We start from the raw sequence: 21,138 nt of genomic DNA on the forward strand, positions 1-21,138 counted from the left end.
GTCACACCTGCTCGTTGTGGGTGGCTGCGCTCACGGTCATGAGGCGCATGAGGGATTCCTGCGTGGCCTCCGCACCGGGCACCTCACCGGTGATGCGCCCCTCGGCCATGGTGTAGATGCGGTCGCACAGGCCGAGGAGCTCGGGCAGTTCGGAGGAGATGACGAGGACGGCCTTGCCCTGGGCCGCGAGATCGGCGATCACGGCGTAGATCTCGGCCTTCGCCCCGATGTCGATGCCGCGGGTGGGCTCGTCGAGGATGAGCACCTCGGGCTCGGAGAAGATCCACTTGCTGAGGACGACCTTCTGCTGGTTGCCGCCGCTGAGCTTGCCGGTCTGCGCGAACACCGAGGGCGTCTTGATGTTCATGGTCCTGCGGTACTTCTCCGCGACGCGCGTCTCCTCGTGCTCGTTGACCCAGCCGCGCCGGGAGACCTTGCCGAGGGCGCTCAGCGAGATGTTGCGGCGGATGTCCTGCTTGAGGTCGAGCCCGAGGTGCTTGCGGTCCTCGGTGACGTAGGCCAGGCCGTGTCCGATCGCCTCGGGGACCGTGCGCGTACGGATCTCCTTGCCGTCGAGCAGGACCTGCCCGCCGGTGCGGCGTCCGTAGGAGCGGCCGAAGACGCTCATGGCGAGCTCGGTGCGGCCGGCGCCCATCAGGCCCGCCATGCCGACGATCTCGCCGCGCCTGACGGTGAGGGACGCGGCGTCGACCACCTTGCGGTGCACGTCGATCGGGTGCAGGACGGTCCAGTCCCGGATCTCCAGCGCGACGTCCCCGATCTGCGGGCTGCGCTCGGGGTAGCGGTGTTCGAGGTCGCGGCCGACCATGCCGCGGATGATGCGGTCCTCGGAGACGTTCCCCGCATCCACGGCGAGGGTCTCGATGGTGCGGCCGTCGCGCAGGATGGTGACGGTGTCGGCGACGCGCGCGATCTCGTTCAGCTTGTGGGAGATGACGATGCAGGCGATGCCCTGGGCCTTGAGTTCGAGGATGAGGTCGAGGAGCTTGCGGCTGTCCTCGTCGTTGAGCGCGGCCGTCGGCTCGTCCAAGATGAGCAGCTTGACCTCCTTGGCCAGGGCCTTGGCGATCTCGACCAGCTGCTGTTTGCCCACACCGATGTCCGCGACGCGGGTCTGCGGGTTGTCGGGGAGGCCGACGCGCTCCAGCAGGGACTTGGCGTGGGTGAGCGTCCGGTGCCAGCTGATGAAGCCCCGCGAGGCGTGCTCGTTGCCGAGGAAGATGTTCTCGGCGATGGACAGGTAGGGGATCAGGGCCAGTTCCTGGTGGATGATCACGATCCCGCGGCGCTCGCTGGCGCGGATGTCCCCGAAGGCGCACGGTTCGCCCTGGAAGCGGATCTCGCCCTCGTAGGAACCGTGCGGGTGGACCCCGCTCAGCACCTTCATCAGGGTGGACTTGCCCGCGCCGTTCTCGCCGCAGATGGCGTGGACCTCGCCTGCGGCGACGGTCAGGTTGACGTCCGAGAGCGCCTTGACGCCGGGGAAGGATTTGCTGATCGAACGCATCTCGAGGACGGGTCCGGCCATGGTGGTGGGTCCGTTCGGCTGGGGTGGTGCGGCCGGCCGTGCTGGGGGGCCGGCCGCGCCACCGGTTCTTCGGCCCGGATCTGGGGGCCCGGTGGCGGCTACTTCAGCTGGTCGGCGGTGTACTGGCCGGAGTCGACGAGCAGCTTCTGGTAGTTCTCCTTGTCCACGCTGACGGGCTGCAGCAGGTAGGCAGGCACGACCTTGACCCCGTTGTCGTACTGCTTGGTGTCGTTGACCTCGGGCTTGCCGCCGGTGAGCATCGCGTCGCCCATCTGCACGGTCACCTTGGCCAGTTCACGGGTGTCCTTGTACACCGTCTGGGTCTGTTCGCCCGCGATGATGGACTTCACCGACGCCAGTTCGGCGTCCTGGCCGGTCACGATGGGCAGTGCCTTGCCCGCGGCGCCGTAACCGACCCCCTTCAGGGAGGACACGATGCCGATCGACATGCCGTCGTAGGGGGAGAGCACCGCGTCGACCTTGGCCGACGTGTAGGCCTTGCTGAGCAGGTTGTCCATCCGGGACTGGGCGACGCCGCCGTCCCAGCGCAGGGTCGCGACCTGGTTGAAGTCGCTCTGGCCGCTCTTGATCACGAGCTTGCCGGCGTCGATGTGGGGCTTCAGGACGCTCATCGCGCCCTGGTAGAAGAACGCGGCGTTGTTGTCGTCCGGCGATCCCGCGAACAGCTCGATGTTGTAGGGGCCCTTGCCGTCCTTCAGACCGAGCCGGTCGGCGATGTAGGTGGCCTGCAGGACGCCGACCTTGTAGTTGTCGAAGGTGGCGTAGTAGTCGACGTTCCCGGTGCCGCGGATCAAGCGGTCGTAGGAGATGACCTGGATCTTCGCGTCGGCGGCCTTCTGGAGCACATCGCTGAGCGAGGAACCGTCGATCGGGGCGATGACCAGCAGCTTCGCACCTTTGGTGATCATGTTCTCGACCTGGGCGACCTGGTTCTCCACGACGTTGTCGCCGAACTGGAGATCGGTCTTGTAGCCCTTGGCCTGGAACTGCTTGACCATGTTGTCGCCGTCGGCGATCCAGCGCTCGGAGGACTTGGTCGGCATGGCGATCCCGATCAGCCCCCCCTTGGCGTCACCGGCGGACGCGCCGTCGCCGACACCGTTCGCACTCTGGCCGCATGCCGCGAGCATGAGCGTGAGGGCCCCGATGGCGAGACCGGTCGATATTCTCCGCACGTTTCCTCCAGTGGTGTGCCGCGACCCGGCGTGACGGGGCGGGGGCCGGCCGGGCGGCCCCGGGCGAACTGCCTGCGGCCGGGTCCGCTTGGGTGGCCGGGGTGCTGTGGACCGGCCTCGTGACTGTCGCTCCGGCCTGGCGTTACACGAGTGTTAACGCTAACAACGAAGCCGTCAAGGCCCCTGGGATCACCTTTGTGTACCCCTTGCCGCCGAGGTCCGGCGCCGTGCGACGGGCTCGGCCGCGAGCCTGGAACCCTGCCGTCCGTATACGCCCGCGCGCGGGCCGGGGCGCGATGGGCGGGGCCCCGGGGCGGGAGGCGGACCGAGGCGGCGGGCACGGCGCGGGGCGGCGGGCCCGTGGCGGCGTCCGGACGCCGCTTGACTGGTACCTCGCGCTGCCGGTAGGGAGAGGCTGTCACCGCGCAGGGTTGGAAACGGGGGAAACATGAAGCCGCTCGAAACGGGCGATCCCACCTCGGTCGGCGAAGGCCGCTACCGGCTGGTGGGGCGGCTCGGCCAGGGGGGCATGGGCGTGGTCTACCTCGGCCGGTCCCGGTCCGGCCGTGCGGTGGCCGTCAAGGTGGTGCGCCCCGAGCTGAGCACGGAGCCCGGGTTCAGACGGCGGTTCGCCGACGAGGTGTCGGCCGCGCGCAGGGTCGGCGGCTTCCACACGGCTCCGGTCGTCGATGCCGATCCGGACGGGGAACCGGCCTGGCTGGTGACGGCGTTCGTGCCCGGCCCCACGCTGCGGGCGGTCATGGCCCGCGTCGGCTCGCTGCCCGTGGACACGCTCACCGTGCTGGCGGCGGGCCTCGCCGAGGCGCTGGAGGCGATCCACCGGGCCGGGGTCATCCACCGCGACCTCAAGCCCGCCAACATCATCGTCGCGGAGGACGGGCCGCGCGTGATCGACTTCGGCATCGCGCGCGCTCTGGACGGGACGGCCCTGACCCAGACCGGCATGCAGATCGGCACGCCGGGCTTCCTCGCGCCCGAGCAGCTCACCAGTGGCGCGGTCACCCCGGCGGTGGACATGTTCGCCCTGGGGGTGGTGCTCGCCCAGGCGGCGGGCGGCTCCCCCTTCGGCGACGGACCGTCCGCGGCGCGGCACTACAAGGTCGTCCACGAGGAACCGGACCTGACTGCGGTCCCCGACGAGCTCCGCGAAGCCATCGCCGCCTGTCTGTCCAAGGACCCGGCGGCGCGGCCCACTCCGACGGCCTTCCTCGGCCGGCTGGTGGTGCGCCACCCCGCCGGTGACCACTGGCTGCCGGACGCCGCCACGCAGCTCCTCCCCCGCCAGGAACCCCCGACGCCTCCCGCCGCAGCGAACGGCCCGCAGCCCCGTACGGCGCCGTCCCCCGGACCCGGGTCCGGGCCGTCCCCCGCCGCCACCCCCACCCGGGCCGCCTTCTCCACGCCCGATGCGGCACAGGCGGGTCGGCTCGGAGCCGGGCCGTCCCCCTCAGCCACGCCCGGCTCTTCCCCCGCTGCCACGCCCGGGTCAACCGCCCCCTCCACGCCCGGCGCCGCGCGGCCGGAAGCCGGAGCCGGGCCTTCCCCCGACTCCACCCCCGCCCGGGCCGCCTCCTCCACACCCGGCGCGGCGCAGCCGGATGCGGCGCGCCCGCCCGTGGATCCCCGATCCGGAGCCGCCGGCCCGGCCGCGCCCTCCCCAACGGCCGCCGTCGCCCCGGCGGCCGGTCCGGAGCAGCCCGCCACGGTGGCACCCGCAGTGGAACCGGGCGGCGGGGCCGGTCCTGCCCCCACGGTGGTCGCGGCGCCCGCGGTCTGCGCGGCCCCCGGGTCCGGGCCCGTATCCGGCGGCGCCCCGGCAGCTCCGTCCGCCGGGCAGGAGCGACCGGTCGCCGCACCCGGGGCGCCGGACCCCGGACGGCCCCGGCCGCCGGGGCGGCGCAGGCGCCGCGCCGTGGCGGGGGCGGCGCTCCTGGCGGTCCTCGCGAGCGCCGGCCTGCTCGTCTGGCACCCCTGGACCGGCGCCACCGAGGACGACGCCGAGCCCGGCGCCGGCAAGGGCGCGCCCACCCGCTCCGCCCCGACTCCGGCCCCCTTTTCCACCGCCCCCCTGCTGATCCGGCAGGACACCGCTCCCGGCTGGCCCGCGACCTGTCACGGCGTCATCGCCCTCCGCGACACCGCGACCGACGCGCCCCGGCAGCTCGTCGCCGCGGGCGGTGCGTGCGACACCCTGCCCCAGTGGTCTCCGGACCACGCGTCCTTCGCGTTCACCCGCACCACGTCCGACGGCGCGGCCGTCTGGACCGCGAACGCCGACGGCTCCGGCGCCCGCCGGATCACCCCCACCGCCGGAGGGCGGGTGTCGTGGTCACCGGACGGCACCCGGCTCGCCGTGCTGCGCAAGAAGGACGGCGTGCAGCAACTGTTCGTGGTGTCCCTTGCCGACGGCTCCGCCCAGCAGCTCACCACGGGCGCCCGCCCCGTGGAGGATCCGGCGTGGTCGCCGGACGGCAAGCGCATCGCCCTGTGCCTGGAAACGGGGTCCGGCAACTGGCAGATCCACGTCGTCGACCCCGCCGCGGCCGACCGCGCCCCCCAGCAGGTGACCCGGCTGCCCCACCCCGCGCTCGACCCGGCCTGGTCCCCCGACGGCACCACGTTCGCGTACACCGCGGGTACGTACGGCACGGGCACGCAGGGCGACATCCGTCTCGTGGGGGCCGACGGCGCGAACGACCGGGATCTGGTGGTGACCGACGCCCACGAGATGGACCCGGCGTGGTCGGCGGACGGCACCTGGGTGGCCTTCGTCCGCGGCCCGTACGAGAAGCCGGTGGTCTGGGCCGTTCGCGCGGACAAGACCGGCGAGCGCGCCCTCACCCCCGGCGGCGCCGCGGAAGGGCATCCCGCCTGGCGCTGAGCCCGGCGGGCACACGCACCGGCCCCGCGGGTCCGGTCGCTCCTTCAGTCCTTGGCCCAGTCCTTCACCGCGCCGCCCGGCCGCCGGCCGGGGCCGACCGGACGGCGCCGGGGTCGGGGTCCCTGGCCTGCGGCCGGGCGCCGAACTCCGCTCTGCCGTGGGCGAGTCCGCCGTCCGCGCCGCGACCGGGCGGAGCGTCCCGTACATGGAACGGCGACGCCGTCCCGGGGCGGACCGGGGGGACCGGACGCCCGACGGTGGAGGCGGTTCCGCCACCGCACAAAATGAATATTCAACGACCTTGTGGCGCAAGCGAGTTGGCCGGATCCCGGGATGACCGCCGGCGCGCGCCCATGGCATGATCAACCTTCCTGTTACTTACGAGTAACGCCCCTCTCCCCTCCCCCTGTGAAGGTCACACGCACGTGCGCACGCTCGCCAGACGCCTCCTCGTCCCCTGCCTGACCGCTCTGGCGCTCACGGCCACCGGCTGCTCCACCGCGGCGCACACCGGCGCTGCCGGGCCCGCGGCCCCTGCCGGTGCCACCACGGCGGCGGCGGACGCCGGGTCGCAGCGGCTCGACGTGGCGGCCGCGCCGCAGGGGTCGGCCGCCCCCACGGCCATCGCCCGGACCCGTACCGGAAAGGGGCCCGAGAAGTCCCCGCTGAAGGTCGCCTCCTACGACAAGGCGAGCGGACGGGCCGTCATATCGGGCCCGGGCCCCGGCAACGGACCCGCTTCGGGCAACGGCAACGGCTCCGGCGCCACCGCTTCACCGGGCCGCTCCCCCGCGCCGGACGCACCCGCCACACCGGCCACACCCGACGCGCCCGTCACCGTGGGCGACGTCATCGCCAGCGCACCGGCGCCGGGCGCCCCGGACGGCCTGCTCGCGAAAGTCACCGAGGTCGTCGGGAAGACCGGTCGCGGTACCGAGGTGAAGACCGCCCCCACGACGCTGTCCTCCGTCCTCAACGACGACAAGGCCGACGGCAAGGTCCCGGTCGACCCGGCCTCGGTCACCGTCGAACCCCTGATGAAGGGCGTCACGCTCTCCTGGGCCAAGGGCCAGGGCGCACGGTTCGGACCCAAGGGCGCGACGCTGCCCCTGGGCAGCCTGCGGCTCGACGTGGACGCCTCGGTGGACACCGCCGCGGGCGCCCCGCTCTCCGCCGGCGCCTCGGTGTCGGGCTTCGTCCAGCTGGCCCCCGAGGTGGAGTTCTCCTACGACGGCGCCTCGGGCGCCGCTCTGGCCCCCAACTCCGCCTTCCTCGGCATGAGCGGCGCCTGGTCGTCCCAGTGGGAGCTCAAGGGCCGGGCCGCCGCGAGCACCGGCGCGCCCCGGCGCATCCCCTTCGCCAAGCTGCACAGCGCCCCCGTCATCCAGGTCGGCCCGGTCCCCGTCGTCGTCACCCTCGACCTGACCTGCTACGTCCAGGTGGAGGCCGACGGGCGCGTGACCCTGGACGTCCGGCAGGACGTCCGGGGCGACTTCCGGGTCGGCGGGGGCTACGCCCCGGGCAAGGGCTGGACCCCGGTCGCCACTTCGGCCGTGCAGAGCTCCCCGGTGAAGGCGGGCGTCACCGCGGCCGGGAGCGTCAAGGCCGCCCTCGGCGCCGAGGCTTCCGTCGGCCTGTACGGAGCCGTCGGCGTCACGGCCGACTTCGCCCCCTACCTGCGCGGCGAGGCCGAGGCCAAGGCGACGGCGGCCAGTGGCGGCAAGCCCGCGCCGTCCGTCTCCTGGGCGCTGCACGGCGGCTTCGACCTGAGCGGTCAGCTCCAGTTCGCCCTTTCCCTCTTCGGGACACCGGTCCTCGAACACCGCATCCCGCTGGGCGCCCTCCACCGTGAGTGGCCCCTCACGACGGGCCGCACCGGGTCGTAGGCGACCACCGGCCGGGCGGGCGATGCGGGGGGTGCGGGCGCGCCGTACACCTGGCCGGGGTCAGGAGAACTGCGGCTTCTCCGGGGCCTTCTCCGCGGCCTGCTCGGCTGCCCGTTCGGCCGCCCGGACCTGAGCCGCGAAGTCCTTGGCGGGGACGCGTTCCAGGATGCCGCCGTGGCGGCGGGCGAGATCGTCCGCCGGCTGCGGCGAGGACTCGTGCACGTCGAGGACGAGCAGCGAGGCGCCGTCGTCGACGCGGCTGCTCAGCATGATCAGACCGGCGCCGTCCTCCCGCAGCTGCTGGTTCTCCGCGGCGCTGCCGAGGGCCGCGCCCGCCGCCGTGCCCAGGAACACGCCGACGGGTCCGCCCAGCAGGCCGACCAGTCCCCCGGCGAGGCCACCACCGGCGGTCGCGATCCCGGAGCCGTGCACGTGGCTCTCCGGCACGTGGAGCAGCCCGTCGGGCGAGCGTTCCAGGACCGCCGCCTGCCGGAGCCCCGGCAGGCCCAGCGCCTCCTGGAACGCCGCACGGCCCGCCGCCGGACCGGTGAACGAGATCAGCAGCATCTGGTGGCTGTCCGCCATGTCGTATGTCCTCCTGTGTCACGCAGTACGCCGTACGAGGGCCCGCGCCCTTCCGCTACCCGTTCCCGGCGCGCCGACACGGGTGACCCGGGTGACGCTCCGCCGCTGCGGTGCCGATCCGTCCGCACCGCGCGCACCGCACCCGCACGACGCCCCGCCTATACCGGATCCGGCCCTCCCGTCAGGGCCGGGGAGGGGTCGTGGGACGGCCAGGCGGCCTCCCGCAGGACCGCGATGGCGTGCAGGGTCCCGCCCGTGCGGCCGGCCAGCAGGCCCTGCGGGGTGTGGACGCTCCACAGGCTCTCCGAGCAGGGCTCGGCGCGGCCCAGGGGGAACGGACGGGTGATGTCGGTGACGTCCTGGATGACGACCGCCCCGTCCGACCGTGCGGCGCGGTAGCTGCGCCCCATGCACTTGAACGGCAGCGGCCGGGCGGTGATCTCATCGAGTCCCAGGCCGCCCGCCCCCGTTCCGGGCTGCGCGTCCGGAACCGGACCCAGACCGATCATGACGCCTCCGTAACACCGCGCGACCGCATGTGACCTCATCGTAGTCACTCCGGCGGAACCGGCCTGGCGGGGGGGGTGTGGGGGGGGCCAGCGCGCGCGAGGGGCGGGAACGGGCGGGAGGGGGCCGCCGGTCGGACCGGGGATGGTTGAACGGGGGACGGTCGGACCGGGGACGGTTGGCAGGGCCCGGACGGGTAGGCGCTGCGTATGGACACACTCAACCCTCTGGCGGTCGTCACCGGTGCGTCGAGCGGCATCGGCTACGAACTGGCCAAACAGTTCGCCGCCCACGGATTCGACCTGATCATCGCGGCGGAGGACGACGCGCTGGACGTGGCTGCCGCCGCTCTGACCGCCCAGGGCGGGCGCGCCCAGGCCGTCCGGACCGATCTCACCACGCGCGAGGGCGTCGAGAAGCTCCTGCGCGCCGTCACCGCCACCCGGCGGCCCGTGGCCGCCGCCGCGCTCAACGCGGGCGTCGGGCGGGGCGGCCCCTTCCTGGAGACCGACCTGGCCGATGAGCTGGAGATCATCGACCTGAACGTCACTTCCACCGTCCACCTCGCGAAGGGGCTGCTGCCCGGCATGGTGGAGGACGGGGAGGGGCGGGTGCTGATCACGTCCTCGATCGCGTCCACCATGCCCGGTTCCTTCCAGGCCGTCTACAACGCGAGCAAGTCGTTCCTCCAGTCCTTCGCCCAGGCGCTGCAGAACGAACTGAAGGACACCGGTGTCACGGTCACCTCGCTGATGCCGGGTCCGACCGAGACCGAATTCTTCGAACGTGCCGGCATGCTGGACACGAAGGTCGGCCGGTCGGAGAAGGATGACCCCGCCCAGGTCGCCGCGCAGGGCTTCGAGGCGATGATGGCCGGCAGGGACAAGGTCGTCGCCGGCTCCTGGAAGACCCGGGCGCAGGGCCTGGCCGGCCGCGTACTGCCCGACAGCGTCAAGGCCCACGTCCACCGCGGCATGGCGGCCCCGGCCTCCGGTACGGACGGCTGAGCCGGCCGGTCCGCGGGGAGCCGCACCAGTGGACCGCCGGGCCGGGTTGGCCGGGCGGTCCCCTGGTGCCGGGCGACCTGCGGGCCGGGGCCGGCCGGCGGCGCGCCCGGCCTGTGCCGCCCCGGCCGGCCGCTCTGCCTCACCGCTCCGACTTCACCACCCGCACGCTCTTGACCTCGGAATCGACCGCGTCCGGGACCACCATGCCGGCGTCGACCCCGCTGCGCAGGTAGCGCAGGACCTCTTCGTTCATCCGCTCCCCGGGCAGCACGACCGGGATCCCCGGGGGGTACGGAGTGATCATCTCGGAGGCGACGCGGCCGACCGCCTTCTGCCAGGGGACCTGCTCCGTCTCGGCGAAGAACGCGTCGCGGGGCAGCAGCACCTGTTCGAGCCGCAGAGCCGCGGGCGACGGCACCTCGACCGGGCCGGCGGCCCCCGCCGGGCTCTGAGAGCCCCGCCGGTGCTGCGGGCCGGAGACGGAGAGGTCCTTGAGCGCCGCCAGCAGCGTTACGGTCGTCTCCCCGTCGTCCGCATGCGTCAGCTGCGCGCTGATCCGGCGGTGGTCGGACAGGTGCAGGTCGATGTGGTGCTCCTTGCGCAGCCAGTCGGCCGCCGCGTACCCGGTCGTGCCGAGGGCGGTGATGTCGATGATGATCTGGAGCGGGTCCATGTCGTCCGCCCGGCCCGGCGCACAGAAGTCGTCCCTGCCGTGCACGTGCAGGCCGGGGATCTCAGCGATGCGGGCCCGTACGGAGTGGGCGAGGCCGAGGGCGTCGTCGTAGATCTCGCGACCCTGCTCCACCATCTGCCGGCGCCAGCCGTCCAGCGCCGCGTAGATGAGGACGGACGGGCTTGTGGTGCCGAGGAGGTCCTCCCGGCTGGAGAGCACCTCGGGGCGGACCAGATCGCCCTGGAGGTGGAACACCGACGCCTGCTCGATGCCCGAACCCATCTTGTGGACGGAAGTGACGCAGACGTCCGCTCCCGCGTCCATGGCCCAGGTGGGCAGGTCGGGGTGGAAGGGCAGGTGCGCGCCCCACGCCTCGTCCACGATGAGCGGCCTGCCGTGTCGGTGGCAGACCTCGGCAATGGCCCGCAGATCGGAGCAGGTGCCGTAGGGGGTGGGGGTCGTGACGAGCGCTCCGCGGGCATCGGGGTGTTCGCGGAAGGCCGCCTCGAACGCCTCGGGCGACGGCGGGTGGGCCAGGTGGAGTTCCGGGTCCCACTGGGGGTCGACCCAGATCGGCTCGATGCCGGAGAGGACCAGGCCCGACACCACGGCCTTGTGCGCGTCGCGGCCGACGAGGAGCTTCTCGTGCGGGCCCGCCACGGACAGCATGGCGGACTTCACGGACAGGGAGCTGCCGCAGGTGGAGAAGAAGGCGTGTTCGGCCCCGACCGCGTCGGCCATCAGCGCCTGGGCCTCTTCGAGGATCCCCCGGGAGGCGGTGCGGTCGTCCAGTCCGCTCGTGGCCAGCACGTCCGAGAGGAACACGGCCTCTCCGAGGACGGCACTGACCCGCGGATCCACCCCGCGCGTCAGCTTGTGCCCGGGAGGTGTGAAAGCGGTCTCCCCCCGACGGTGGTAGGCGGCCAGAGCTTCCAGCACCGGGGCTTTCGAATGATCCATGCCGTGCATTTGCCCCCTCTCCCGGGAGGAAAACGGCCCGTCCGCGCGGCACGCGGGCCTCGCGCGGCCCGGGCGGACGCGTGAGCGGCCGCCGAATGGACACAAGCACCGACGGAGCTGCCGAGGAGGAAACGTGGGCGACCCGTCCGAAGACCTGTACACGCGACTGCGCCGGGAGTGCGCCCGCCGGGCGGACGACCTGTGGGAGGTCGGCCGCGCCCTGCACGCGAATCCCGAGCCCGCCTACGAGGAGCACGGCGCTGCCCGTCTGCTCGCCGGCCAGCTCCGCCGGGCCGGGTTCGAAGTCGAGCGCGGGGTCGCCGGGCTCGACACGGCTTTCCTGGCCCGCTCGCAGAAGGGGCCCGGGCGGTGCGTGGCGCTGCTCATGGAGTACGACGCGCTGCCGGACCTCGGGCACGCCTGCGGTCACAACCTGATCGCCGCGGCCGGGCTGGGAGCCGCGCTCGCGCTGCACGCCGTCCTCGGCGAGGACTCGGGCAGCGTCCTGGCCGTCGGGACTCCGGCCGAGGAGCGGGGCGGGGGCAAGGTCGCGCTGGCCGACGCCGGGGTGTTCGACGGGGTGGACGCGGCGCTGATGTTCCATCCGGGCGTGCACGACTGGTCGTGGGCGCCGCTGACGGCCCAGACCCAGGTGCGGGTGGGCTTCCACGGCCGGGCCGCGCACCCGACGGGCGATCCGACCGGCGGGATCGACGCCCTGGCCGCCCTCGTCCAGTTGTTCAACACCGCGGCGGTGGTGAGCAGGCGCCTGCCGCCGGCCTCGCACGTGCAGGGGATCGTGACCGAAGGGGGCACCGCGACCAACATCGTGCCGGCCTACGCCGAGGGCCTGTTCGGACTGCGGGCGGCCACGACCACCGCGCTCGACTCCCTGGTCGCCGAGGTCGGCGGCTGGGCCGAAGGTGTGGCGGCCGCGACCGGCACCACGGTGGAGGTGACCCGTCTGGGCCGGGGCTACGCCCACTTCCGCGACAGCGACGTCCTCTCGGAGCGGTTCGCCCGGCACATCGCCCGGTCCGGCATCCGGCTCACCGAGCCCGTCGGCGGGGTGTTCCTCGGTTCGTCCGACATCGGCGACGTGAGCGTGCGGGTCCCCGCCATCCATCCCTTCGTGGCCATCCTGGGCGATGGGGCATCGGACCACACCCCCGCCTTCGCACGGGCCGCGGCCTCGGGGCGCGGCCGCGAGGTGATGCTCGCGGCCGCCGAGGCCCTGGCCTGCACGGCGGCTGATGTCCTCACCGACGCGGGGCTCTCGGCCCGGGCCTGGGAGCGGTTGCGCGAGCAGGAGGCGGCCGGGCTCTGAGAGGGACACCCGGACGAGTGCGGCGGGGAACCGGGTGACGTGAGGTCATCGGGCGTGTGCCCCCCGTCGCGCCGGGTACGCGCCCCCCATGCCCCTTCTCAAGAACTCCGTGGCTCCCTGGAGCGACAGCACGCTCGCTCTCCTGGCCCACGGCTACGCCTGGATGCCCAACCGGATGCGGAACGCGGTCGACGGCACGTTCAGGACGCGCCTGCTCGGCCGGCCCACGATCGCCCTGCGCGGCCCGGAGGCGGTGGACTTCTTCTACGACGAGAAGCACGTCCTGCGGACCGCCGCCCTGCCGGATCCCGTCCTGGACACCCTCTTCGGCCAGGGCGCCGTGCATACCCTCGACGGCGACGCGCACCGGGTACGCAAAGCGATGTTCCTCGCTCTCCTGCAGGACGAGGCGGGTGTCGCCGCGCTGGGCGAGCACGTCGGCCGGCGGTGGCGCGAAGCGGTGTCCGGGCGCGCGCCCGGCCGTGTGAAGCTGTTCGACGTGGCCGCCGAGGTCCTGGCCCGCGCCGTCTGCGACTGGGCGGACGTGCCGCTGTCCGACGCGGCGGCCGCCGAGATGGCGCGCGACTGCGCGTCCATGGTCGACGGCTTCGCCACACCCGGCCCCCGCCACCTGCGCGCCCGGCGGGCCCGGCGCCGCCAGGAGGAAGCGCTGGCGAGCCTGATCGCCACCGTCCGCGGGACGCCGCGGGCCCCGGCGGCCTCCGAGTTCCCGGAGACGGACGGAGCGGGCTCGGCCCTGGAGGCCGTGGCCCGCCACCGCGACCTGGACGGGAACCTCCTGGACCCGCACACCGCCGCCGTGGAGCTGCTGAACATCATCCGGCCGACGGTGGCGGTCGCCTGGTTCGCCACCTTCGCCGCGCACGCGCTGCACCGCTGGCCCCCCCACCGCGACCTGCTGCGCTCCGACCCCCAGGGGGCCTACGCCGAGGCGTTCGCGCACGAGGTCCGGCGCTTCTACCCCTTCGCCCCCTTCGTGGGCGGCCTCGCGGCCCGGGACCTGACCTGGCGCGGCGAAAGCGTCGCGAAGGACACCCTGGTCCTGCTCGACCTCTACGGCCAGAACCACGACCCCGCGCTGTGGGAGCACCCGTACCGGTTCGACCCCCACCGCTTCACCGGCCCGCAGGACCCGCAGGGCAGGCTGGACGACCTGGTCCCCCAGGGCGGCGGCGATCCGGCGCGCGGCCACCGCTGCCCCGGCGAGGCCGTCACGGTGACGGCGCTCGCGGTCATCGTGACGGAGCTGGCGCGACTCGACTACGGCGTCCCCGACCAGGACCTGACCATCTCCCTGTCCCGCATGCCGACCCTCCCGCGCAGCGGTTTCGAGCTGGACCTGGCCTGATCGCTCCCCGCCGGACGCGGAAACCGCCGCGGGACCGCCTGCCGCGGCCGAAGACCGCCTCCGGCCGCGGAGTGCGCCCGGAGGGGACGGGTAGGGGCTGGGCATGAACGAGACGAATCGGTGGCGTCCCGGTGAGATCGTGCCGCAGAGCGGGATCTACGCCTGCGACTGCGGCCGGGAACACCTGTGGAGCAAGAGCACGGATGTCCGCGGACACCACTTCCCGCCCCTGCCGTACGACTGCTCGGGCAAGGCCTGGACGCTGCGCACGCAGGCGCACCCCGACGACGACTGAAGGCCGGCTCCGGCTTCCCGGGCACGGCTCCCGGGCTCCGGGCCCGGGGCCCGGTCATGAGGCCCGGTCATGAGGCCGGGCTGCGGCCGAGGTGCCGCTCCAGCCAGTCCGCGGCGGCACGTCGATAGAGCCGCCGGTTGTCCGCTCGCAAGAACTCGTGGCCCTCGTTGCGCAGGGTCAGCTGCCGGGCCGGTACGCCGCGCTCACGCGCCGCGCGGACGAACTGCTCCGACTCCGTCGGCGGCACGTTGGTGTCGTGTTCGCCGTGGACGGCCAGCAGGGGGGCGCGCAACTGGTCGACGCGGCTCATCGGGGACAGGGCCCGCAGCAGCTCGCGGTCGTGTTCCGGGTGGCCGTACTTGGCGGCGGCGGACTGCGCGATCCACGGTTCGGTGCCCGAGAAGAAGGTGGCGAAGTCCGACATCCCGCAGACGGCGACCCCCGCCCGGAACAGTTCCGGATGCCACACCAGCGAGGCCATGGTGAGGTAGCCGCCGTACGAGCGGCCCATCACCCCCAGCCGCAGGGGGTCGGCGTACCCGAGGGAGACCACGTGCGCGGCGCAGTCGGCGACGTCGTCGATCGCCGCGAACCGGCCGGCGCCCAGGTCGGCGTCCACGAAGGACCGCCCCCAGCCGCCGGAGCCGCGGACGTCGGGGGCGAACACGTCCAGGCCCCTGCCGAGGAGCTCGTGGTAAAGGGGGCTGAACACGGGCCGTTCCTGTTCTTCCGGCCCGCCGTGGAGGTGGATCACGCACGGGGCGGGCCGGCCCGGTTCTTGATCCGGAGCCCGGTAGTACCAGCCCCCGAGCACCAGTCCGTCCCGGGCCCGGCAGCGCAGGGGCACCGGCCGTACGGGAGGGCGCCCGGGCGGGGCCGCGTCGGCGTCCCGCGCCGACCAGCCGACGCGCGCGGGTTCCAGGACGCCGTCGAGCCGCCAGATGCCGGGCCTGCGGCGGGATCCCGACAGGGCGGCGAAGAGGCCGCCGCGTTCCAGTGCCGCCATGCGGGTGACGACTTCGTGGGGTAGGACCGGGCGCTGGTGCGGTACCACGTCCCCGTCGGTGTGGGTGAGGGGGAGCCCGACGCTCTCCAGCCGGCTCGTGCCGTGCGCGTTCCAGGCCAGGACGGCCCACCGGCCGTGGTCGGGGACGGCGAGGAGGTCGAGCCCGGACTCCTCGCGCTCGACCGCGACGGAAAGGCCCCGGCAAGTCCCCTCCTCGTCCAGCCGGGCCCGCAGCAGGGCCGCGAATTCCCGTTCGGCGTCGCTGCGCAGCCACAGGGTCCGTGCGTCGGCGGAGAACCGGCCGATCCAGGGGTCCCCGTCGGCGACGTGCAGCGCGAAGGTGGTGCGGCCCGAGGCGGTGTCGAGGACGAGGGCCTCGCGGCGGCCGCGCGGGCCCCGGCGGACGAGCGCGAAGCGGCCGTCCGCGCTCATGTCGCACACGCGCAGGGAGGCTGCCCCGGCCTCGCTGTACAGCAGCACGGGTGCGTTCGCTCCGTCCGGGTCGACCAGGTAGGCGGCCAAGCCGCCACCGCCATCCGCGCCCAGACCCGGGACCGCGGCACGGGCTCCGTCTGTACCAAGACCCGGCACCGCGGCGCGGGCACCATCCGCGCCGAGACCCGGAACCGCGGCGCGGCCATCGTCCGTGCGGGCCGGGCCGGTCAGGGGCGGCATGGTGCCCGGCCGGGCGGCTGGGTGCGGGGCACCCGCGCCGAGCAGGGTCGCGGGGCCGCCGCGTTCGGACCAGGCGGCCCCGGGAGCGCTCGCCCCGGCGCCGGGCGCGCCGCCGGCGTCCGGCGGCAGGTGTCCCGGCCCGGCGTGTTCCGCGCCCGTCGCGGAGGGCTGGGCGACCGTGACGGTCAGTGCGGCGCCGTCCCGCGTCCAACAGCCGAGGTGCGCCGAGCCTCCCGGTTCGGCGCCCGCGAGCACCTGGCGTCCGGTTCCGTCCGGACGCACCACCAGCACACGGGTGTGCTCGCCGCCGCCCGGCGCCGAGGTGTAGGCGATCCAGCGCCCGTCGGGTGACCAGGAGACCTCGGTCACCGGCTCCGGGTCCCCGTCCAGCACGTGGGCCTCGGTCCCCCGGGCGGGTCCGCTCCACAGCTGCGGGACGCCGGCGCGGTCGCAGATGAACGCGACGTGCTCGCCGGTGGGGTCGGCGGAGGGGTACCAGCACCCGTGGGCGGTGAGGAGGGTCGGCGGATCGGCGCTGCGGTGGTCGGACATCCGGACCGGCACGGGGGCGGGCGCGGGCGGCCCGGCGGACGGCGCGCCCCCCACCGCGCCAACCGCAGCCGACGGGCCCTCCAGGCCCCCCACCCCAAACCCCGACACGGAGCCCGGCACGTGCCCGGGCGCCCGGCCCGACGCGGAGCCGGCGGCTGGGCCCGAGGCTGACCCCGGCGCCCGGCCCGACGCGGTACCCGAGGCTGACCCCGGCGCCCGGCCCGACGCGGTGCCCGAGGCTGGCCCCCGCGCGTTGCCCGACGCGGTGCCCGGGACTCGGCCCGGCGTATGCCCCAGGGCGGAGCCGGGCGCCTGACCCGACGCAGACCCCGCGGCTCGGCCCGGCGCCTGGCCCGGCGCGGAACCCAGGGCTTGGCCCGGCCTGCCGCTCAGCGCGGAGCCCGGGGCTTTGCCCGGCCCGGAGCCCGGCTCTCGCCCCGGCGCATGGCCCACTGGGGAGCCCGGCACGTGTCCCGGCGCCCGGCCCGACGCTGATCCCGGCACCGGGCCCGGCATGGAGCCCGGGCCTTGACCCGGCGTTTGGTCCGACGCTGATTCCGGCGCCCGGCCCAGCGGGGATTCCGGCGCATGGCCCAATGGGGAGCCCGGCACGTGTCCCGGCGCCCGGCCCGATGCTGATCCCGGCACCGGGCCCGGCATGGAGCCCGGGCCTTGACCCGGCGTCGGATCGGACGCTGATTCCGGCGCCCGGCCCGACGCTGATTCCGGCGCGGGGCCGGACGCGGGTGCCGGCGTCCGGCCCGACACGGGTGTCGGCGCGGGGCTCGGCGGGTGGTCCGGCGCGGGGCCCGCCGCAGGCGGCACGGCATTCGGCGCCCCGAGCGCGCGCTCCGGCGGTTTCGTGTGGTCCGGGGGCATGGCCCGCCTCTCCGCGGTGTGCGTCCGCTTCCGGGGTGTTGCGACCGCTCGGGTGATCAGTGGATGCCGTGCGCCTGGAGCCAGATCTCCAGCGTCGCCACCTGCCACAGGGTGCTGGCCCCGCGTTTCGCGCGGTAGCGGTCGGGTTCCGCCAGCATCCGGGCCACGTGGCGCTGGTCGAATATCCCCCGGCGGCGCGCCTCCGGGGCCGTCAGGGCGTCCCGTACCCGCGCCAGCACCGGCTCGGCCATGTGCCGGACGGCCGGCACCGGGAAGTAGCCCTTCGGGCGGTCGACGATCTCCCGGGGCAGGATCGTGCGTCCGAGATCCTTGAGCACGCCCTTGCCGCCCTGCGCCAGCTTCAGCTGCGCAGGACAGGCCGCGGCCAGTTCGACGAGCTCGTGGTCCAGGAACGGGACCCTCGCCTCCAGGCCCCACGCCATCGTCATGTTGTCGACCCGCTTGACGGGGTCGTCGGCCATCAGCGCGTGGACGTCCATGCGCAGGGCGGCGTCCAGGGCGGTTTCGGCCCCCGGGGCCGCCATATGGGTGCGGACGAAGTCCCGCGAGGCGTCGTGGTCCGCCACGGCGTCCGGGTGCAGCATGGCGCTGAGTTCGGTGTGCGTCCGGTCGAAGTAGGCGTCGGCGTACGCGTCCGCCGCGCCCGCCCGGGGGGCCGCGGCGATCTGCGGGTACCAGTGGTATCCGGCGAACACCTCGTCCGCGCCCTGGCCGCACAACACGACCTTGACCTCTTTGGAGACCTGTTCCGACAACATGTGGAACGCCACGGCGTCGTGGCTGACCATCGGCTCGCTCATGGCGCCGATCGCCGCTTCCAGCGCGGCCGGGAGCCGGTCGGACAGGATCATGAACTGGTGGTGGTCGGTCGAGTAGCGGCGGGCGATCAGGTCGGAGTACCGGAACTCGTCCCCCTCCTCCCCGTGCTCCGATTCGAAGCCCATCGCGAAGGTCGCGAGGTCCGCGCGCCCCTCCTCGGCGAGCAGCGCCACGATCAGGCTGGAGTCCAGGCCGCCCGACAGGAGCACGCCCACGGGGACGTCCGCGACGGTGCGCCGCCGTACGGCCGTGCGCAGCGCGTCGTGCACCGCTTCCTGCCAGAGCGCCGGGTCCTCGCCGAGTTCGGAGTGCCGGGTGTAGGAGGGCTGCCAGTAGCAGTGGTCGTGGTGGGTGCCGTCCCGCTCGATGACGCGGACGGTGGCCGGCGGGATCTTGCGCACTCCGGCCAGTACGGTGCGGGGCGCCACCACCGTGCCGTGCCACGTCAGGTACTGGTGGAGCGCCACCGGGTCGAGGGACGTGTCGACGCCTCCGCCGGCCAGCAGGGCGGGCAGGGTGGAGGCGAAGCGCAGCCGGTCGCCGTCCTCGGTGACGTACAGGGGCTTGATGCCCAGCCGGTCACGGACCAGCACGACGCGGCCGGTCTCGTGCTCGACGAGAGCGAAGGCGAACATGCCGACGAGGTGCTGGACGCACTCCCGTCCCCACTGGCCGTACGCCTTGACGACCACCTCGGTGTCGGAGTCGGAGAAGAAGCGGTGGCCCAGCGCTTCGAGCCGGGCGCGCAGCTCGCGGTAGTTGTAGATGCAGCCGTTGAAGACGGCCGTCAGTCCCAGCTGTGCGTCGCTCATGGGCTGGGAGCCGCGCTCGGAGAGGTCGATGATCTTCAGGCGCCGGTGTCCGAGGGCCACCGCCCCCTGCGACCACGCGCCTCTGCCGTCCGGTCCGCGCGCCTCCAGCGCGTCGGTCATGCGTTCGACCGCGGCGAGGTCGGGTCGGCCGCCGTCGAAACGCACCTCTCCGCTCAAGCCGCACACGGGGCACCTACCGCAGCCGGCGCGTTCACCACGAGGACGGCGCTTCGCGGGCAGCGCCCCCTCACGACCTCAATCTCCGTGGAGGACCAGGTCACGTACGACATTCTTCACTCCTGTGCCAGTTGGGGCCGGCGCTTGCGGGCCGGTCCGCTCGGGCGATGGACATACGGGGCCCCTGCCCGCCCGAAGGTCACTTAAGCGGCCGCCCACCCCACGCGCCACGGACCGTAGGCCCTGTTTCGGGGTGTACGGGGTGGCCTTCTCCCGGGACGGGACAGCGGACGAGCGGGTGTGAGAGCGCTTTCGGGGAGCCCCGCCCGCGCCGTCAGATCCGGCGGATCCCGGAGGCCGACGGCAGAACCAGGCCCCCGGGCGCTTCGGATCCCGGACTCCCGGACTCTCCGGCTCTCGGGCCGCCGGGGTCCCGAGCGCCCGGGCTCCCGGGGCGGTGCGTCGTACCGCTCACGAGGCGGCTCGCCACGAGCGGGACCACCGTGGCCGTACCGGCACCCGCCCGGCACCCCTCCGGTCCCGGGCGACGACACGCCGCGCACCGCGCGCTGCGCGCTGCGCACCGCACGCCGGCCACTCGACGCGGCCGACGCAGGCGCGGCTCAGCCGTCCTCGAACTCCAGGGCCCGCGCCAGTCCCTCTTCCCGCTCGCGCACCCCTTCCTCGTGCGCGGCGATGACCGCGTAGCGCCAGGAACGGCCGTCCTGCGGCGCATCCGCGTAGAGCACGACCCCTTGACCGTGCTCCGGGTCGAAAGCCAGGCCGTGCACGCGCAGCCGGTCGAGGGCTTCCTCGAAGCCGAGGGGGCGGCGCGTCCGTCTCTTCGCCACCACCCAGGCCGGGTCGGCGAGGCCGGAAGCCGCCGCCAGCCGCATGACCATCGCGTGGGGCGTCGTCGTCGCCGTACGGCGGACGTTGCTCTCACTGGCGTACGCCACGCCGTCCGTGCCGACGAGGGCGTCCACCCCGAACGGGCCGAGGTAGCCGTGGCCGGACAAGTGACGGCCCAGCCGCATCCCCCACTCCTCCAGTTCTGCGGCCACGTGCGCGCAGGACGGCGGCAGCGGCGACACGTAGCCAGTGAAGGCGCCCCGTTCCGTGCGCATCGCACCGCTGAACAGGGCGCGCGTTCCGGAGGGGGTGTTCTCCATCTGGATGCTGACGGACTCGGCGACGGGCACGCACTCCTCCACCACCCACGTGCCCTGCGGGCCGCCGACCGTGTCCAGCGCCAGGTCGGTTTCCCGCACGTCCGTCCGCGAGAGGAAGCGCAGCCCGTGGCCTCCCGCCGAGCGGTCTGGCTTGACCACCACCCGCTCGTGCCGCTCCAGCAGCTGCCGTACGACCTCCTCGACTTCCGGGCGCAGGCACACCCGTCCCGCCGGCAGGCGCATGTCCAGCTGCTCGGCGGCGTGGCGGAAACCGGCCTTCGTGTTCAGCAGCATGATCGTCAGCAGTGCGGCGGCCGCATGGTCCACCGTGGCGTAGGGGTGCACGGTGAGCCCGAGTTCCCGCGCGAAGGCGATGGCGGAGGCGTCCAGGGCGGTGGGCAGCAGAGCCGTGCCCGGCCGGCCGGCGTAGGTCCGTACCCGCTCCAGGAGCCCGGCCCGGTGGACCGCTTCCGCGAGGGGGACGACACCGGCCGGTGGCACTTCGATGACAGCGGTCCGCTCGCCGGGCACTCCCGTCAGGCGGCTCACGTAACGGCGGAACTCGTCGCTGAGGGGCCCCGGGGTCACCAGCACGTCCCCGGCCCGCAGCAGCCAGGCCTTGCGCGGTGCCTGCTCGGCCCACCGCTCCAGCACCTGGCCCTCCTGAAGATCGACCGCAAGGTCGGAGAGGAAATTGGCGAAGACCACCAGGGGCGCTGCGTCCGGTTCGTGCACGGCTCTTCCTCCCACTGTCACCTGAGGCCACCGC

The 21,138-nt window shown here is 74.1% G+C and carries 14 protein-coding genes; 6 read left to right on the forward strand and 8 right to left on the reverse strand.

Going from position 1 to position 21,138, the window contains the following annotated elements; all coding sequences use genetic code 11:
- Nucleotide 1: 1 nt before the first annotated feature.
- Nucleotides 2-1,549: a multiple monosaccharide ABC transporter ATP-binding protein gene (gene mmsA / locus AMK16_RS03740; protein ID WP_073908452.1), complete on the reverse strand. Its 1,548-nt coding sequence runs from the start codon at nucleotides 1,547-1,549 to the stop codon at nucleotides 2-4.
- Between the two features lie 98 nt (nucleotides 1,550-1,647).
- Nucleotides 1,648-2,700, reverse strand: a complete 1,053-nt coding sequence (chvE, locus tag AMK16_RS03745; protein ID WP_199885370.1) for a multiple monosaccharide ABC transporter substrate-binding protein — start codon at nucleotides 2,698-2,700, stop codon at nucleotides 1,648-1,650.
- A gap of 493 nt (nucleotides 2,701-3,193) precedes the next feature.
- Between chvE and AMK16_RS38035 the strand changes: the two genes are divergently transcribed.
- Nucleotides 3,194-5,647, forward strand: a complete 2,454-nt coding sequence (locus tag AMK16_RS38035) for a protein kinase domain-containing protein (protein WP_073908458.1) — start codon at nucleotides 3,194-3,196, stop codon at nucleotides 5,645-5,647.
- Nucleotides 5,648-6,072: 425 nt separating this feature from the next.
- Entirely contained in the window at nucleotides 6,073-7,533 is a 1,461-nt protein-coding gene (locus AMK16_RS36120) for a hypothetical protein (RefSeq protein ID WP_073908460.1), read from the forward strand.
- A gap of 60 nt (nucleotides 7,534-7,593) precedes the next feature.
- Here the strand turns inward: AMK16_RS36120 and AMK16_RS03760 are convergent, their stop codons facing one another.
- On the reverse strand, nucleotides 7,594-8,118 hold the full coding sequence (locus tag AMK16_RS03760) for a hypothetical protein (RefSeq protein ID WP_073908463.1): 525 nt from the start codon (nucleotides 8,116-8,118) through the stop codon (nucleotides 7,594-7,596).
- Between the two features lie 158 nt (nucleotides 8,119-8,276).
- The gene (locus AMK16_RS03765) at nucleotides 8,277-8,627 is read right to left on the reverse strand and encodes a hypothetical protein (RefSeq protein ID WP_073908465.1); all 351 of its coding nucleotides are present in this window, start codon (nucleotides 8,625-8,627) and stop codon (nucleotides 8,277-8,279) included.
- Nucleotides 8,628-8,834: 207 nt separating this feature from the next.
- On the opposite strand from AMK16_RS03765, the gene AMK16_RS03770 reads away from it, so the two are divergent.
- On the forward strand, nucleotides 8,835-9,632 hold the full coding sequence (locus AMK16_RS03770) for an SDR family NAD(P)-dependent oxidoreductase (protein ID WP_073908467.1): 798 nt from the start codon (nucleotides 8,835-8,837) through the stop codon (nucleotides 9,630-9,632).
- Nucleotides 9,633-9,771: 139 nt separating this feature from the next.
- Here the strand turns inward: AMK16_RS03770 and AMK16_RS03775 are convergent, their stop codons facing one another.
- Nucleotides 9,772-11,265, reverse strand: coding sequence for an aminotransferase class I/II-fold pyridoxal phosphate-dependent enzyme (locus tag AMK16_RS03775; protein ID WP_073910382.1), 1,494 nt, complete (start codon nucleotides 11,263-11,265; stop codon nucleotides 9,772-9,774).
- 133 nt (nucleotides 11,266-11,398) lie between these two features.
- Here AMK16_RS03775 and AMK16_RS03780 point away from each other — a divergent pair, with 133 nt between their 5' ends.
- The 3 genes from AMK16_RS03780 (at nucleotide 11,399) to AMK16_RS03790 (ending at nucleotide 14,256) form a co-directional block, all read left to right on the forward strand.
- The gene (locus tag AMK16_RS03780; RefSeq protein ID WP_242438557.1) at nucleotides 11,399-12,592 is read left to right on the forward strand and encodes an amidohydrolase; all 1,194 of its coding nucleotides are present in this window, start codon (nucleotides 11,399-11,401) and stop codon (nucleotides 12,590-12,592) included.
- An 88-nt stretch (nucleotides 12,593-12,680) separates the two neighbouring features.
- On the forward strand, nucleotides 12,681-13,961 hold the full coding sequence (locus AMK16_RS03785) for a cytochrome P450 (protein WP_073908470.1): 1,281 nt from the start codon (nucleotides 12,681-12,683) through the stop codon (nucleotides 13,959-13,961).
- A 103-nt stretch (nucleotides 13,962-14,064) separates the two neighbouring features.
- On the forward strand, nucleotides 14,065-14,256 hold the full coding sequence (locus tag AMK16_RS03790; protein ID WP_073908472.1) for a hypothetical protein: 192 nt from the start codon (nucleotides 14,065-14,067) through the stop codon (nucleotides 14,254-14,256).
- A gap of 67 nt (nucleotides 14,257-14,323) precedes the next feature.
- Here the strand turns inward: AMK16_RS03790 and AMK16_RS03795 are convergent, their stop codons facing one another.
- From AMK16_RS03795 to AMK16_RS03805, 3 genes are all read right to left on the reverse strand, one after another.
- Nucleotides 14,324-16,489, reverse strand: coding sequence for a S9 family peptidase (locus AMK16_RS03795; protein ID WP_242438559.1), 2,166 nt, complete (start codon nucleotides 16,487-16,489; stop codon nucleotides 14,324-14,326).
- A gap of 935 nt (nucleotides 16,490-17,424) precedes the next feature.
- The gene (locus tag AMK16_RS03800; protein ID WP_073908477.1) at nucleotides 17,425-19,206 is read right to left on the reverse strand and encodes an N-acetylglutaminylglutamine amidotransferase; all 1,782 of its coding nucleotides are present in this window, start codon (nucleotides 19,204-19,206) and stop codon (nucleotides 17,425-17,427) included.
- Between the two features lie 614 nt (nucleotides 19,207-19,820).
- The gene (locus AMK16_RS03805; protein ID WP_073908480.1) at nucleotides 19,821-21,104 is read right to left on the reverse strand and encodes a peptide ligase PGM1-related protein; all 1,284 of its coding nucleotides are present in this window, start codon (nucleotides 21,102-21,104) and stop codon (nucleotides 19,821-19,823) included.
- Nucleotides 21,105-21,138 lie beyond the last annotated feature (34 nt).

The organism is Streptomyces sp. CB00455 (genome assembly GCF_001905445.1).
In the GTDB taxonomy this organism is placed as follows: Bacteria; Actinomycetota; Actinomycetes; order Streptomycetales; family Streptomycetaceae; genus Streptomyces.

What these genes read in the sequence shown, in the direction of transcription:
- AMK16_RS03775 (WP_073910382.1), bottom strand. Translation starts at nt 11,265, where the DNA reads ATGGATCATTCGAAAGCCCCGGTGCTGGAAGCTCTGGCCGCCTACCAC.
- AMK16_RS03765 (WP_073908465.1), bottom strand. Translation starts at nt 8,627, where the DNA reads ATGATCGGTCTGGGTCCGGTTCCGGACGCGCAGCCCGGAACGGGGGCG.
- AMK16_RS03790 (WP_073908472.1), top strand. Translation starts at nt 14,065, where the DNA reads ATGAACGAGACGAATCGGTGGCGTCCCGGTGAGATCGTGCCGCAGAGC.
- AMK16_RS03795 (WP_242438559.1), bottom strand. Translation starts at nt 16,489, where the DNA reads ATGTCCGACCACCGCAGCGCCGATCCGCCGACCCTCCTCACCGCCCAC.
- mmsA (WP_073908452.1), bottom strand. Translation starts at nt 1,549, where the DNA reads ATGGCCGGACCCGTCCTCGAGATGCGTTCGATCAGCAAATCCTTCCCC.
- AMK16_RS03760 (WP_073908463.1), bottom strand. Translation starts at nt 8,118, where the DNA reads ATGGCGGACAGCCACCAGATGCTGCTGATCTCGTTCACCGGTCCGGCG.
- chvE (WP_199885370.1), bottom strand. Translation starts at nt 2,700, where the DNA reads ATGCTCGCGGCATGCGGCCAGAGTGCGAACGGTGTCGGCGACGGCGCG.
- AMK16_RS38035 (WP_073908458.1), top strand. Translation starts at nt 3,194, where the DNA reads ATGAAGCCGCTCGAAACGGGCGATCCCACCTCGGTCGGCGAAGGCCGC.
- AMK16_RS03785 (WP_073908470.1), top strand. Translation starts at nt 12,681, where the DNA reads ATGCCCCTTCTCAAGAACTCCGTGGCTCCCTGGAGCGACAGCACGCTC.
- AMK16_RS03770 (WP_073908467.1), top strand. Translation starts at nt 8,835, where the DNA reads ATGGACACACTCAACCCTCTGGCGGTCGTCACCGGTGCGTCGAGCGGC.